A 14,687-nucleotide genomic window follows, 5' to 3' on the forward strand; every position below is an offset into this window, starting at 1 on the left:
TTGTAAAAACCTTTCACTTTATTAATAAATTCTTCTAAAATTACCTCCTAATATAGCTGTTATTTCGACTTCCTTATACCCTCGATTCATTAGCTCTTCGATAAAAAGAGGTAATTGGTCATGGCCATCAATCACATCGAAGGGTACTCTTGGCAAACTAGCTAAATCATCTTGTGATAGGTATTTCATAAAGTCATTACAAAGGTCTAACCCTATTCCTACATGTTCAATTCCTGCTACATCCACAAGATAATCTAAATGATTAACGAGCTGCACAATATTACTTTTAGAATCATCTTCAGAAACTAGCATACTAGCAGCATTAAGCCCAATTACACCATTTGTGGAAGCAATTGCCATCATTTGTTCATCCGTCAAATTTCTCATTGTTGAGCAAATCGAGCGTGCATTGGAATGGGAAGCAATAACTGGCGTTTCACAAATTTCAATGACATCCCAGAAGCCTTCATCATTTAAGTGCGATACATCAATAGATATACCTAGTCTTTCTGCCTCTTTAATCACCTTAACTCCAAAGCTTGAAATCCCCCCCTTTCTTCCTTCAGGGACTGGCTGAAAGAAACTCCCATCCCCTACCGCATTTCTCCTGCTCCAAACCAGTCCCAGATTACGAACCCCTAATTCATAAAAAACTCGTAATAAACTAAGATCTGTTCCGATCGGTTCTGCTCCTTCAAGAGAGAGTAAGAAACCAATCTTTCCTTGTTCCTTTGCAAGATCCATGTCAGCTCCGTTATAACAGATCATTAATTTATCAGAAGACTCTTTCACTTCTTCATAAAGCGCACTTACTTGACTTAATGCTTTGCGAAGTGCCATTTCTGGTAAAAATGCACTTTCTATAAATATGGAAGCGATAATAACATTAATTCCGCCTTTTACAAACCTAGGATAATAATCTGTTTCAATTACTTTTTTTCTTCCTTTTTCCCGTTGGATCTGAACATCCATTAAAATATCAAAGTGCCCATCAATTGTTAATGCACTATTTCGAAAATTAACCACAAAAAATCTCTCCTCCTTAAAAGAGTTTAGAAGCTTAAATAGATAATTTTTCACGTTTTTCAAAAATATAATAACTTACTCTTCCTTCTGGATTTCGGATTACATCACTAGCAGCAAAGCCATTTTCACACAATTTTTGGAACCATTTTCTAGTTTTGTACCGCCATTCCATTGCAAGCTCAGGTCTTTTATTTTTTATTTGTTGAAATTCTTCAGGTATTGGAACTGCATAAATACCTTCCGTTAAATCGATTTCATATTCTCTACTAATTGTCGGAAAACCAAAGTTATCAAGCTTTGTTTCTACTAATGGTTTGTACCCCTGTAAGTCGACCCTACTTGGGGCCTTACATACATGATCACTACGAATCCACCACTCTACTAAAAAACGATCAGTAGGCAGTCCTTTATTTAGTGAGTCAGTCATCTCGCCATAATGATTTTCGATGTAGGTAGCACCAATCCCCTTTAGCTTATTTAGGTTTAAGTAAGCATTAACACTCTCTAATGGATCAAATGTCCAAACAATCAATGAATAGCCCATTTCTAAGGCATACTTCCGCTGTGCCTCTTTCAATTTTTTACCTAATCCACTTTTTTGATAGGTAGGTATAACTCCTAGCATATGGGAGCATAAATAGGATCTACCGTCCATATACCCTGGAAAGCTATATTGAAACCCTATTAATTGTTGATCGTGAAAAGCTCCTAAAATCAACCCACCATTATGAGATGCTGTATATGTTTGGTGAATAGGTATCGGTGACATATTCCACACTTCTTTTTCAATTCGTTGAATGGATTCTATTTCAGCAATATCCTCCAATCGTTTAATTTGAAACATTTTCATACCCACTTTCTTTATAAAATTAAGAGGAAGGTGAAGGTATTATCTAATAAAAAGATAGCCTTTATTCCCCAAAGAAATGGTCCAAATGAAAATTCTCATATGCCTTTGTACGCTTCATAAACTGATCAGAATTTTTGACAACTACTCCACCAAGTAAAGAATTCATAAGAGAAAAAACTGCCGGACTAACATCTAGTGTTGACTTGATCGGTAGCTGCACCGTAAATAATACATCAGTATATTCTCGAATCGGTGCAACTTCGGAATCGGTAAAACTAATCACAAACGCCCCCCGCAATTTCGCTTCCCTAGCCATATTAATTGTTTCTAATGCATACCGATGGAATGAAAATGCTACGAAAGTACTATTTTCATTCATTTCACCCATGCGTAAAACAATATCATCCGTATCTGGTCTAAACATCCTAACATTCCCTCGAATGAGTTCAAGTGCAAACGAAAACCAATGTGCCATTGCATGGGAAGAACGGGTACCAGAAACAAGGATCCTTTCAGCTTGACTTAATCGTTCTACTGCCACATTAAATTCCTCTTCGTTTAGTACTTCAGCAGTTTGCAATATTAACTCTGCGTCCTTTTGCATCATTTTCTTAGAAAAATCTCGATCCATGTCCATCTTGTTTTTCACGGAATGATATTCAACTAAACTGCTTTTACGATTCAACAGTCGGCTCTGGATATCCCTTTGCAATGGACTAAAGCCACTATAGCCTAGAGCATGACAAAATCGAATAACAGTCGTTTCGCTTACATTAATCTTTTGTCCAACTTGAACACCTGAGTCCATTGCGAAGTCTTCCGGATTTGCAAGGAAATATTTCGCGACCTTTTTTAAACCCTTCGAAAAGTTATCAAACTCATCTTGAACTTTTTGTTTTAATTCTTCCATTCCTAATCTCCCATTCACTTTTTTGAAGGATTTCCTTTTTTTTCATTATATTAAAGTTTATTCTTTTATTCAAGATTAAATTCTAAATTTTCTAAAAATAATATATTGTTACCTTAGGAACTGTTCTAGGGGCAAATACTAGATTAAAATAAACCATTAGATTGTCATTCTAGTGTTGCTCCTTCAACAATTACCATCATCTTGTTAAGAAAAAAAATGCCCATTTCATTTGATTAGAGTTGAACGTTTATCACTTGCTGATTATATAACACTATTTTTAAACAAGAAAAAAGGACTAACCCTAAAGTTAGCCCTTAACATTATATAATTATTTTTCAGTCAAAATTTTTACCCATAGATTCATATCTTCAATTTTATAAATGATGTAATTAATATTGTCTTTGTATCCTAATTGATGGAATAAAGCAATCATTCATAATACTCTTGGCATGGCAAATGTATAAGTGCAATAAATCAATTTTTTTATCAATTTAGACTCAAAAAAAAGCTCATATTATTTCCGTGAAAATATTTTTGGACTTCAACTTCTTTTGTATAGCTACATTGTCGATGTGATTAGTCTTCTGTTCTTGTTTTAACAATTAATTTAGTATAATGATTTTTATTCTTCTACCCCACACCAATCTAGTAAAGTGTGGGCAATTACCTCCGCACAACGAAATAATTCATCTAAATCAATGTATTCATTTGGATAATGTGCAACCTTCGTTTCCCCTGGTCCAAACACAATCGTAGGTATTTGTTTTATTTGTGTAAATAATCCGCCGTCCGTACCCCATGGGGAGGCTTCAATAATCGGTTCATTTTTATAAACATATTGATAGGATTTCTTTAGAGATTCCATAAATGGATGCCCAAGATCGATACTACCTGGTAACCATCTTGCTCCAAAAAATTCAACTTCAACCGGATTTTCAATAAACCAATCATCAATTAATGAGAGTGTTTTAAGCCACCTCGTTATTTCAAGTTTAGCTTCTTCGATTGTTTCATTTGGTGAAACACCTAGTCTTCCCTCAAGAGTAACTAAATCGGAGACCGAGGAGGGCCAAGTACCGCCATTTATTTTTCCGATATTAATCGGTATTGGAATTGGCACATTTTTGTATAGAGGATCATCTAGTAATCTTGTATTTCGAAGTTTTTCTAATTGATTTATATGATTTATAACCATTATACTTTTTTCAATTGCACTAACACCTTCATACCTAGTTCCACCGTGGGCAACTTTACCTTTTACTTTTACTCGAAACCAAACACTGCCTTGTTGTTTCGGAAATATTTTCATTTTAGTTGGTTCTGGAATAAGGACAGCATCTGCAACGTATCCCCGTAATATTGTTGCTAGCGTACCTGCCCCTCCACTTTCTTCCTCAATAACACTTTCAAAATAGATATCGCCTTTAAGTGGAATATTACATTTTTTTATCGCCTCAATCGCAAATAGTGCAGCAACATTGCCGCCCTTCATATCTGTTGTTCCCCTACCATATAAGCGATTCCCTACGATTTCACCGCTATACGGATGGCGCTCCCAACTACTTATTTCACCTTCAGGAACTACATCTATATGTCCATTTAATATAATTGATCTTCCATTTCCTGTCCCCTTTAAGATTGCAACTATATTCGGACTTTCTTCAAATGAAGTTCGTTCTGAAATAAAATAGGATGATTTAGCTAATTCCTCAATTGACGGCTCAAAGCGATCAATCACTAATCCAAGATTCTGTAAATAATTTGAGATAATTTTTTGTGCATCAGCTTCATTTCCTGAAACACTTTTTTCTTGAACAAGATTCTGAAGTAATTCAATTGCTTTGTTCTTATTTTTATGAATGTAGGCATTAATTTTAGTTTTCAAATCCAATTTCGATCACTCCCAACGATGAACAATAACATTTGGGTTCACAAATAGTGGGGCACCAGTTTTCTCAATTACATCGCTGACTAAATATGGAGACATTACTTCATTTAACCAAAGCTCTCCACTTTCTTTTTTAACTTCAATTACGGCCATTTCAGTAATGATTAAATCAACGCAACATGGAGATGTAAGAGGAAGTGTACATTCAGAGACTATTTTAGGTTCACCATTTTTATTAGTATGGTTCATTAAAACAATTACTTTTTTTGATTTTTGAGCTAAGTCCATTGCTCCACCAATTCCTGGTACTCTTTTACCAGGAACAATCCAATTTGCTAAATCGCCATTTTTACTAACTTCGAGGGCTCCTAGTACGGTTAAATCTAATAAACCTTTTCGAATAATCGCAAAGGCTATGCTACTATCAAAATAACTGGAACCTGGAATTAATGTTACAGGTAATCCTGCAGCATTACATAAATTCTCGTCTTCTTCACCTTTTTGTGGAGTAGGGCCTAAACCTAACACGCCATTTTCTGCATGGAACATTACCCGACAATCCTCTGGTAAGTAATTTGGGATAAGTGAAGGAATTCCAATCCCAAGATTCACAATCATACCGCTCTTTACTTCTTTTGCTGCACGTTTTGCCATAATTTCCCTTGGATTTATTTTTCCCAAACCCACTTCCAATTCACCCCTTCCGATTGAACGATGTGGTTAACGAAAGCGCCAGGTACGATAATTTCTTCAGGTTCTAATGCTCCTAAAGGAACAATTTCTTCAACTTCAGCAATTGTGATTTTTCCGGCCATTGCTACGTAAGGATTCGTATTGCGAGCACTTTTATCAAAAACTAAATTCCCAAAAGGATCTGCTTTTTTTGCATATACAATTGAAACATCTGAAATGAGAGGAGTTTCAACTAAATACTCTTTTCCAAATACATTCACTCTCTGTTTATCAACATCTATTACACTATCAATCCCAATATCTACTAAAACGCCACCTAATCCAACTCCACCCGCTCGAATCCGTTCGATAAATGTACCTTGAGGACTAAACTCTATTTCTAACGTACCATCTGTCATTTGCTTTCCAGCATTCGGATTTGATCCAATATGCGTTGTAATCATTTTTTTTACTCTTTTAGCCGTCACTAATTGTCCGACCCCAACATCAGGAAAACCCGTGTCATTTCCAATTAGAGTAAGATCTTTCACACCTTTCTCTAAAATGCTCCTTATTAATGTTGGTGGATTACCGATTCCTCCAAACCCACCGAACATTAACACCATATCATCTTTAAAATAAAGCAAAGCTTCTTCAATACTAATGATTTTCCCGAAAGTATTGATTGCCATTATTCGATCTCCTTTGCTTCTTGATTTAGCTCATTAAATACTTCCTTTAATAAAGTTAGCAATTCATTTACTTGCGCATCAGTAATGACTAAAGGTGGAGAAAGCAAGAAACTATTTTCAGATCTTCCATATGGACCACTAACAGATGGATAGAGTAATAATCCATGATTTTTAGCAATCTCAATTACACGATTTGTTACACTTTTACAATCAAAGAAATCTTCATCTATTTCTATACCGATTAGTAGTCCTTCACCCCTGATATCGAATAGAAAAGGATACTCTTTCTGCCATTCTCTTAGTTTTAATTTAATCTTTTCACCTTGTATTTTAGAATTTTGTACTAATCCATTTTTTTCGACATAGTTTAAAACAGCTAAAGCTATACTTGCAGAGAGAGGATTCGCACTAAACGTATGTCCACTCATAACAAGTCGACTGCCTTCTAAAATAGGTTGCATTACACGATCACTTGCGATTGCTGCAGCAATTGGCGTATAACCAGCCGCCAATCCCTTACCGAGGACTAATAAATCAGGCACACAATTCCAATGATTCATTCCGAACATTTCTCCAGTTCTACCTATTCCCGTCATTACTTCGTCTGCAATAAGTAGTACATCGTGTTTATCACAAATTTCTTTAATTTTTTCATAATATCCTTTTGGAGGAGTTAACGCAGCACCTGCCGCACCAACAATAGGTTCAGCTATAAATGCCGCTACATTTTCAGAACCTAATTTCTGAATTGTACGATCAAGTGCAGTCGCACAAAGTAAACCACAATTTCCAGGCTCTAATTCAAATGGGCACCTTTTACAATACGGCGCTTCAACCATCGGATAATCCTCTAGTAAACTAGTAAAACGTTTCCTCCTTAAAGGATGACCTGACATAGATAAGGATCCCATCGTGATGCCATGATAGCTCATACTTCTTGATATGATCTTCGTTTTCGTATGAATTCCTCTTTCTTGAAAATGCTGTATTGCCATTTTCATAGCTGTTTCAGTTGCTTCAGTACCACTATTAACAAAAAAACTCCAGTTTAAATCTCCAGGTGCTAGCTGACTTATTTTTTCAGCTAATTGTTCTGCCGCCTCACTCGTAAACTGTGATCGATAAACAAACGCCACTTTAGAAGCTTGCTTTACCATTTCGTCAATTATTTCCTTTACACCATGACCAATACTTGCCGCAACTGCACCCGAAGAACCATCAATATATTTCTTTCCTTGCTTGTCCCATAGGTAGATAGTATCTCCTCGATCAATTGTTGGATAACTATCACCTACAAGCGGTTTTATTAAATAATCTCGTTTAGTCATACTACCCCACCATCTTTCACTTAAATCTCATTACTATATATATAGTTGAAAGCCCATGAAGTTAGACTAATGAAAAAACAATAGGGTTTACTTCGAATAAAAGAATGAGGTGTATTGAGGAAAGATTGGATATAAAAATAGGTTAGTATGACGTTTTAAATTGACTAGCAAAATGTTGATTGTAACTGAAAAAGACCACAAAAATGTGGTCTCACGCTGTTGAAAAACAACCTTGTCAATTAACTTACCAAATTTTCGTAAAGGAGTAGGGTGATGTTGATTTCCACTACAGGATGCTCGCTTTCCATGGGGCGAGATTCTTTAGCCTCCTCGGCTAGCCTGCGGGGTCTCAGCCTTCCCGCTTATCCCATAGGAGTCGATCACCCCTTTCGTTCCAATCAACTTATTCATCATAAAAAAGTCTGCAATAAAACCTATTCAAATAGCCTTTACTTAAAGTATCCTATCAGTTGTTTATTAATCAGTTTGTAGGTCAATTAATATCGAACATTAATTAATAAACTAATCAATTGTATTTGTTTTTCTAAAAATTAGCTCACAATATTTTTAACTTCTGAAAAAATCCATTACTAGTGTGATTAGAATCATAAAATTGCTCAAACATATTAAAATTTAAAAGCATGAATAGAAAGACTATTCAAAAAATGATCATTTAATGTCCGTTTTCTCTATTGACCATTTTAAATTTCAACACTCTGAGACCACAAAAATGTGGTCTCAGTTTTCTTTATGTTGCAAACTCACGCGTTAATTGCATAAAATTCTATTCTTTGTACTATTTCGTGCTGAAATTATCGCTTTTTTATAGCTTTGATCATCGAAGTAAAATGGACCCAAATCTAGTTTTCTTTCATAGTCATTATTATAATCACCCACATAGAAATCTTTCCAAATAACTTTGTTATCAAGTAAATCTATTTTTGCTGAAATAAATCCACAGTCTAAGTCCCCACAATCTGGACAAATTAAGATAGGAATGCGATACCATAAAAGTTCATGTGGTTTTTCAAGTAAAAAGTACTTGATCATATCTCTTTGAAATTCAACAACTCCCCAGCCTAAACTTGGTATGAAGTTATATTTCATTAATTTTTGATAAAGAGAAATACCATCAATAATTAGATGATTAAATTCAACTTCTATATCATTAATTATTTCTTTTAGATTTTTAATTTCTAAAATGTTTAATTTATTCATCATTACACCCACGGGTTAATCTATTTTTGATAATATCTCTCTACCTGTGTAGGGATCAACAATTTTCCGATTTTCAACCAAATTATGCATTTATGAAACTATGAATTTTATCGTATTTAAGTAGGTTTTAAAAAATCTCTATTTATTTATGGCAATGCGGAAGAGCCCAATTGCACTCACATTATTTAAAACACAAGCAAATTTCAATTTAATCTTCATAGGCATCTCCTAAAGATGCAAAATCATCTTGAAGCCAATACCAATGTTCTCCCTCATTTATTACTAAACGTTCCAATAACTCCGTAAATGAATTGGCAATTATCGGACAACTGCCAACTACACCATGAGTCTCCCAATTGCTATCGTAACATCTGCCTAAACGCGGCTTACTTAGATCTATTGTTAAAAAATCGTTATTCTGATCACGTCCAATAATGTACCAACTTGAAGATAGATCGTATTCAGCTTTTTCACCGATTATAACGGGGTTTGCCAATATAAACTCTTCAGGTGAAACAATTGTTAAACAGTAATCACTGCCTATAAATAAATCAATTCCGCCACATAATGTAAAAAATTCATATAAATCGTCTGGTAGTTGATGACCTTTTTCTACATCTGGATAGCCTGAATGAGAATGAATCACACAGTTTGGAAAATTATTTATTTTATCAATCAACACTTGAATACCCATTTTAAATCCTCTCTTTATAAATGTTTTACAACAGTCCTAAATAAAAAGAGCTTCGAGAATATTCCTCTCTTAGCTCTTTTTTCTATACTCATCTAAGCTCGCTCTATGAACAGCTTCTGTTATTTTTTATTTCCGAATTTCATCATAAAATAATAACTAACCTTAGGGAAGACAGAGTAAAGTTTTGCTCCAAATCCCATCCATGAAGGTAGATCGATTTCATGTACATTATTTCCAATTAAAGAAATAACTTTCGAAGCAACTTTTTCAGGGTCCAGCATCATTTTACGAACGGACTTAGCATACGATCCTGACTCATCTGCAATATCAAAAAACGGTGTATCCATCGGACCTGGGTTTATATTCGTAATATAGATACCGTCTTTTTCAACTTCCTGTCTCAAAGCGTTACTGAATCCTAGTACTGCATGCTTAGAGCCTGCATATGCTGCAGCCTTCGAAGTTGCAATCTTACCAGCTAAAGAAGCGATATTAATTATATGCCCCTTCCCTTTTAGCTTCATAGACGTTAGGGCAAGTTTTGAACAAATCATGACTCCAAATACATTCACATCAAACATTTGCTTCATATCTTGAAGTGACATTTGTTCAACTGTCTGAAATAGACCATACCCTGCATTATTTATTAAAACATCAATTCCATCAAATTGCTCCTCGATTTGGTGAAATGCATCGTATACTGCATTTTCATCTGTCACATCGACAACAAAATAATGACATTTAACTGGAAAATCTTCTTGTATTTTTGCCTTTAAGTTTTTTAGCTCTGTTTCTCTTCTAGCAATTAAGACGATATTAGCGCCTTCCTTTGCTGCCGATAAAGCTAAATCTTTCCCAAGACCACTCGAAGCACCTGTTATTACTACCGTTTGGTTACTTAACCTCAAAAATTCCCACCTCTATTATTGACTGACTGAATGCTCATTCGTTTTATACTCAAGTATACCATCATTTCGTTCATTTAAACTAATAAAACCTAAGTTTTCCAGGTAGTCTAATTGACCAATTGTTTCGGATAAAGTAAGTGAAAGTTGCTTTTGATAAACCTTTGGAAATAACATTTGGCAAACTTCATATGCAGTTAACGGTTGTTGTTTTATCATTTCATATACTTTTTCAGCTCTAGCCTTTTGCTTTTCTAATCTACTTTTTACTAACCCTTTAATATCAGTAACTGGTTCACCATGTCCAGTATATAATTTTGTAATCGGCAGTTCTGCTATTCTTTGTAAAGAGTGATTGTATTGTAGTAATGGCCTTACACGTTCGGTTTCACCATTTAATGGAGGCTCAATGATTGGGTTAGATGAAACCTTATCTAATAATAAATCTCCTCCGAATGCAATGCCATCATCCTCACTAATTAAAGAAATGTGAGAAGTTGCATGACCAGGTGTGTACAATACTTTCAATCCAAAAATACTATCAATTATATCGCCTTCATCAATAATATGAGTTAATGAACGCTTACTAGTATATGGCATTTTCTCAGTCGTACGTGGCATTCTTTGAACATATTCCGCTGGAACACCGTATAATATTGCATTTTCAATAAAATACTCATTATAGTATTTTAGGAATGATTGTTCCTGCGTTAAATATGGAATATTTCGTTCATGGCCTAAAATTTTCACATCTTCATTAAACTCTTCCAATAATCCTGCATGGTCTGGATGATGATGAGTTAAAATCACTTGTTCAATATCTTCTAATTTATAACCTATTTTATCTAATTCACCTTTAAGTGCATCTAATGTATCTGGTGTGTTCGTTCCTGTATCAATTAATGTCAATAAATCTCCTTCAACTAAAAAAACATTTACTGTATTCATAGCATAAGGTACCGGTAGTGTAATTTGGTAAATCTTATCTTCAGGGATCATGTTAATTCCTCCTTATCTGAATCTTCTTACAGTTAATTCTAATATACATTTTAAAAAATACAAACAAAGAAGTATTAGAATTTTACATTAACGTAAAATCAGAATCTAGAAATCACAAAATAACACGGGGATCCGTAAAGGTATTAATCGCTACAAAACTAAAAAAAATTTCCCAATTATTTCTTTTTTTCTTAAAATTTTGCCTGCATCTAAAAATTATTTAAAAATATTTTTAATAAAATATATAAAAGCAATATGTCAACAAGGAATATAGCATTTATTTCTCTAATATAAATATCTATTACAATAGAGGAGAGGTGAATGTAATGTTTCTAGGAAAAGTTGCGTTTATTGGTGCAGGTAGTATCGCAGAAGCATTAATTGCAGGATTAATTGATAGTGGGTATATTGAGAGTGATCAAATTGCAATCACTAATAGGGAGGATTTAGAACGTTTAGATAATTTACATACAAAATATGGTGTATTAGCTACAACTAACCGTCAGCTAGCAATCTCTGGTTCAAGTGTAATATTTTTAGCGATGAAGCCTAAAGATGTTGCAGTCGCTCTTGATCAAATTAAACATTTTTTCAACGAAAAACAATTAATTATTTCCTTAGTTGCAGGTGTTTCAATCAGTACAGTTAAGCAGTTACTAGACAATGAAAATCTAAATATTGTTCGTGCAATGCCAACTACATCTTCACTCGTCAGAAAATCTGCTACAGCACTTGCTTATCCAGATGAAGTTCCTTTTGAAAAAGTGCAAACAGCAAAAAGATTATTTGAGCGTGTTGGTATTGTCGCTAAAGTTGAAGAAGATGAATTACATGCAATGACTGGATTATTTGGTAGTGGTCCAGCCTATATATATTATGTCATTGAACAATTTGAACGAGCTGCAATGGCACTAGGGATCCATCGTGATATTGCCAAACCATTTATTCAACAAACTTTAATGGGTTCGATTTCAATGCTTCAAGAAACGAATAAATCGCCATTGACATTGAGGAAGAAGGTTACAAGTCCAAATGGTACTACTCAAGCTGGAATATCTGTGCTTGAAGACCGTGAAGTTGCCAATTCATTTTTAAATTGCTTTATTGAAGCAACTGTCCGATCACGTGAGATCCAAGAGGAATATGAAAAAATTAATAAAATTTAATCAGCTTGTCATGACTCTCTTCTTTAGGTAATAAAATGATACAGGTAACTGTGTTGTCCTAAGGGGGAGAGTTTTCTGATGAAAATAACAAACAGTAGAGTATTACGAGCAAGTATTAAGCGTATTCTCATCACAATTGCTTTAATCGTCACATTAGTTTTAATTGTTGGCTTTCTAACAATCAGTTATGTTGTTGGTAGCTCAATGGTAGAAGCAAAGGGCAAACCACTTAGCTACCCTCAAAAAGTATCAACTCTCCTACAATTAAAATTCGATTCATTAAAGAAAGATAAACAATCAAATCATGATGAAGTACATAAAAAGCTAAATTAAGGTTTTAACTATATCCATGCCTGTTTGACTGGCATCAAAAAAACAACATATTAAATAAAAGAGCAAGGGAAGGTATTTTGATCCCCTTGCTCTTCTTTTTAATCATTTTTGAGTAGCATGATTTGTTGCAACTTCTTCATGCATAATATGAAACTCTTTTTTAATGATTTCTTTTTTCAACTTAATATAATCGTCTTCACTAATAGTTGGTGGTAGTGTAATTAAAATTCTTCTATAAACTGAATCACTATCAAGGGTAAGACAGCTCTTCAAATTAGAATATTTATTTACAAGCTTAGCTAATCTTGCTAATGCACCTTCATGTTCCATTGTACTAACAGTTAATGAATAACCGCCGTCCTTCATTCCCCATGCTTCTTCTAATAATTCAAAAACTGTTTTATGCGTTAAAATTCCTACAAATTCATTTAGATCGTTTACTACTGCTAAATATGGAAAACGTTTAATCGTAAAGAAAACTTTGAAAAATGGTGAATCCTCCTGTATAGGTGGACATTCTTTGCGAACAAAATCATTTACTGTTTTGCCTTGCAAAGAATCGTTATCTACTAAATACTCAGCTAAATCAACACGATAAAGATTTCCAACATACTCTTTATCATTTTCACTTAAAACTGGAATACATCGATATTTTGTTTTCTTTAAAAGATCCCATGCAAATTGCGCCTCAGTCGAAACCATACAATGAACTACATCATGTTTTTTTACGATATTACCCTTAATTCTCAATAATAACCCTACTTTCAAAATTTATTTTATTAATCATTCTTAATTTTTCTCTTTTAATAACACATTTACTCAGATAAAAACTCCATCAAGTCGCATGATTTGATTAAAAGCACTGTTAACATAAATAGATTCTTTTCAAGCCCCTCATCCAAAAGATTGAACTCTAAAAACCTCCTTATACGCTCATCAGTGTAGATCTTTTGATGTTTATTTATGAGGGAATCTTACGGATTTTACGTTAATAAATAACAATGTCTTTTAAAACGATCTCGAAGCCTTTCATAATAAATTCGCCCTTTCTCAAAATGTACCTTTTTTGTTTCATTAACTAATTCAAAATTTTCAAATAATTTTATAATACTATTTAAAGTCAACATCATATCTATATTATTAAAAGAGAAATTCATTCCAAAATAATCAAAAAAAGACTAAAAATCGGGTTCATGAGTCACTGAAATAGCTAATTCTAGTAAATCACTTACTCATAACATCCTGTATTGGAAATCTACCTCACTAATCTTCTTCTCCAGTACTAAATTTTGAAATTACTTGTTATTTTTTATCTACATAAAAAAAGAAGAGATTCGTGTGATCTCTTCTTCTCGAAACAATTATGCTTCTTGCTTTACTTTATTTGTCAGTTCTTTTTTTAATAAGTCAATTTTGTAATCAAATGATTGAAGATCAAATTCTGATCGTACTCTTAGTTCTAAATCACGAATTTGTTTTTCGAAGTAGTTGAAGTCAATTGACGGCATTTTACTATTAAGCAAATGGTGAGTTTCATTTATTTTTTTTGTCGCGTGAGCCATGTTTTGACGAGACATTAAGTCATATTTTTTCGTATGAAGCTCTTTTAACTTTTTTTCAATTTGATTAACTTGTTCATGCATAAAGCTAATTTCTTCTTCTGTTTTAGCGATTAACGTAACAAACTTTTCAGCTTGTTCTTTATAAAAAGCTAGATCTTCAGTTGCACGTTTAATTAGATCTTCTGCACCTGCTTCATTTGCAACCTTTAATTGCTCTTCACGTTTTTGCACCATTTGTAGTGCTGCCTCACGTTCGACCTGGAATTTCGTACGTAATGAATAATGTCTTTCAAGTAATCCCCTTACTTTTCCTAATTCACTTTCAGATTGTTTAATGAAGTAATTCAATTGTGAGATAGGATTTTGTTGTTCTTTCTCATCTAATAAACCATGTAAATCCGCTGAGATTTGATTTTTAATACGAGTAAATAAGTTTTTCATTGT

15 protein-coding genes are annotated in these 14,687 nt (G+C 33.8%); 2 read left to right on the forward strand and 13 right to left on the reverse strand.

Annotation, left to right across the window (positions count from 1 at the left end):
- Positions 1 to 21: 21 nt before the first annotated feature.
- The 11 genes from AB1282_RS22030 to AB1282_RS22080 form a co-directional block, all read right to left on the reverse strand.
- Positions 22 to 1,026 (reverse strand): dipeptidase, encoded by a 1,005-nt coding sequence (locus tag AB1282_RS22030; RefSeq protein ID WP_429900426.1) that lies wholly within the window; start codon positions 1,024 to 1,026, stop codon positions 22 to 24.
- Positions 1,027 to 1,060: 34 nt separating this feature from the next.
- Positions 1,061 to 1,870, reverse strand: a complete 810-nt coding sequence (locus AB1282_RS22035) for a GNAT family N-acetyltransferase (protein WP_429900428.1) — start codon at positions 1,868 to 1,870, stop codon at positions 1,061 to 1,063.
- A gap of 67 nt (positions 1,871 to 1,937) precedes the next feature.
- Entirely contained in the window at positions 1,938 to 2,786 is an 849-nt protein-coding gene (locus AB1282_RS22040) for a MurR/RpiR family transcriptional regulator (RefSeq protein ID WP_056475384.1), read from the reverse strand.
- 622 nt (positions 2,787 to 3,408) lie between these two features.
- Entirely contained in the window at positions 3,409 to 4,677 is a 1,269-nt protein-coding gene (locus AB1282_RS22045; RefSeq protein ID WP_429900430.1) for a peptidase, read from the reverse strand.
- Positions 4,678 to 4,683: 6 nt separating this feature from the next.
- Positions 4,684 to 5,328, reverse strand: coding sequence for a 3-oxoacid CoA-transferase subunit B (locus tag AB1282_RS22050; RefSeq protein WP_429901199.1), 645 nt, complete (start codon positions 5,326 to 5,328; stop codon positions 4,684 to 4,686).
- 14 nt (positions 5,329 to 5,342) lie between these two features.
- On the reverse strand, positions 5,343 to 6,038 hold the full coding sequence (locus tag AB1282_RS22055) for a CoA transferase subunit A (RefSeq protein ID WP_056475375.1): 696 nt from the start codon (positions 6,036 to 6,038) through the stop codon (positions 5,343 to 5,345).
- Positions 6,038 to 7,366, reverse strand: a complete 1,329-nt coding sequence (locus tag AB1282_RS22060) for an aspartate aminotransferase family protein (RefSeq protein ID WP_390311556.1) — start codon at positions 7,364 to 7,366, stop codon at positions 6,038 to 6,040. The genes AB1282_RS22055 and AB1282_RS22060 overlap by 1 nt, the downstream gene beginning before the upstream one ends.
- Before the next feature lie 768 nt (positions 7,367 to 8,134).
- Positions 8,135 to 8,584, reverse strand: a complete 450-nt coding sequence (locus tag AB1282_RS22065) for an oxidoreductase (RefSeq protein ID WP_429900432.1) — start codon at positions 8,582 to 8,584, stop codon at positions 8,135 to 8,137.
- A gap of 208 nt (positions 8,585 to 8,792) precedes the next feature.
- Positions 8,793 to 9,278, reverse strand: a complete 486-nt coding sequence (locus AB1282_RS22070; protein WP_056475367.1) for an SMI1/KNR4 family protein — start codon at positions 9,276 to 9,278, stop codon at positions 8,793 to 8,795.
- A gap of 119 nt (positions 9,279 to 9,397) precedes the next feature.
- Positions 9,398 to 10,186 (reverse strand): SDR family NAD(P)-dependent oxidoreductase, encoded by a 789-nt coding sequence (locus tag AB1282_RS22075; protein ID WP_056475363.1) that lies wholly within the window; start codon positions 10,184 to 10,186, stop codon positions 9,398 to 9,400.
- A gap of 15 nt (positions 10,187 to 10,201) precedes the next feature.
- Positions 10,202 to 11,182: an MBL fold metallo-hydrolase gene (locus tag AB1282_RS22080; protein WP_056475360.1), complete on the reverse strand. Its 981-nt coding sequence runs from the start codon at positions 11,180 to 11,182 to the stop codon at positions 10,202 to 10,204.
- Between the two features lie 326 nt (positions 11,183 to 11,508).
- On the opposite strand from AB1282_RS22080, the gene proC reads away from it, so the two are divergent.
- A complete protein-coding gene (proC, locus tag AB1282_RS22085) occupies positions 11,509 to 12,348 on the forward strand; it encodes a pyrroline-5-carboxylate reductase (RefSeq protein ID WP_056475356.1) in 840 nt (279 codons plus the stop codon).
- Positions 12,349 to 12,426: 78 nt separating this feature from the next.
- Positions 12,427 to 12,681 (forward strand): hypothetical protein, encoded by a 255-nt coding sequence (locus AB1282_RS22090; RefSeq protein WP_056475353.1) that lies wholly within the window; start codon positions 12,427 to 12,429, stop codon positions 12,679 to 12,681.
- Between the two features lie 102 nt (positions 12,682 to 12,783).
- On the opposite strand, the gene cbpA is transcribed toward AB1282_RS22090, so the two are convergent.
- Positions 12,784 to 13,431, reverse strand: a complete 648-nt coding sequence (gene cbpA, locus AB1282_RS22095; protein ID WP_056475349.1) for a cyclic di-AMP binding protein CbpA — start codon at positions 13,429 to 13,431, stop codon at positions 12,784 to 12,786.
- A 611-nt stretch (positions 13,432 to 14,042) separates the two neighbouring features.
- On the reverse strand, positions 14,043 to 14,684 hold the full coding sequence (locus tag AB1282_RS22100; protein ID WP_056475347.1) for a PspA/IM30 family protein: 642 nt from the start codon (positions 14,682 to 14,684) through the stop codon (positions 14,043 to 14,045).
- Positions 14,685 to 14,687: the final 3 nt, after the last annotated feature.

The sequence above is a fragment of the Gottfriedia sp. S16(2024) genome (genome assembly GCF_050473765.1).
GTDB lineage: Bacteria > Bacillota > Bacilli > Bacillales > Bacillaceae_G > Gottfriedia.

Bases quoted from the DNA above. Each gene is read 5' to 3' on its own strand.
- AB1282_RS22035 (WP_429900428.1), bottom strand. From the start codon at position 1,870: ATGTTTCAAATTAAACGATTGGAGGATATTGCTGAAATAGAATCCATT.
- AB1282_RS22040 (WP_056475384.1), bottom strand. From the start codon at position 2,786: ATGGAAGAATTAAAACAAAAAGTTCAAGATGAGTTTGATAACTTTTCG.
- AB1282_RS22050 (WP_429901199.1), bottom strand. From the start codon at position 5,328: ATGGCAAAACGTGCAGCAAAAGAAGTAAAGAGCGGTATGATTGTGAAT.
- AB1282_RS22055 (WP_056475375.1), bottom strand. From the start codon at position 6,038: ATGGCAATCAATACTTTCGGGAAAATCATTAGTATTGAAGAAGCTTTG.
- AB1282_RS22060 (WP_390311556.1), bottom strand. From the start codon at position 7,366: ATGACTAAACGAGATTATTTAATAAAACCGCTTGTAGGTGATAGTTAT.
- AB1282_RS22065 (WP_429900432.1), bottom strand. From the start codon at position 8,584: ATGAATAAATTAAACATTTTAGAAATTAAAAATCTAAAAGAAATAATT.
- AB1282_RS22070 (WP_056475367.1), bottom strand. From the start codon at position 9,278: ATGGGTATTCAAGTGTTGATTGATAAAATAAATAATTTTCCAAACTGT.
- AB1282_RS22080 (WP_056475360.1), bottom strand. From the start codon at position 11,182: ATGATCCCTGAAGATAAGATTTACCAAATTACACTACCGGTACCTTAT.
- proC (WP_056475356.1), top strand. From the start codon at position 11,509: ATGTTTCTAGGAAAAGTTGCGTTTATTGGTGCAGGTAGTATCGCAGAA.
- AB1282_RS22090 (WP_056475353.1), top strand. From the start codon at position 12,427: ATGAAAATAACAAACAGTAGAGTATTACGAGCAAGTATTAAGCGTATT.
- AB1282_RS22100 (WP_056475347.1), bottom strand. From the start codon at position 14,684: ATGAAAAACTTATTTACTCGTATTAAAAATCAAATCTCAGCGGATTTA.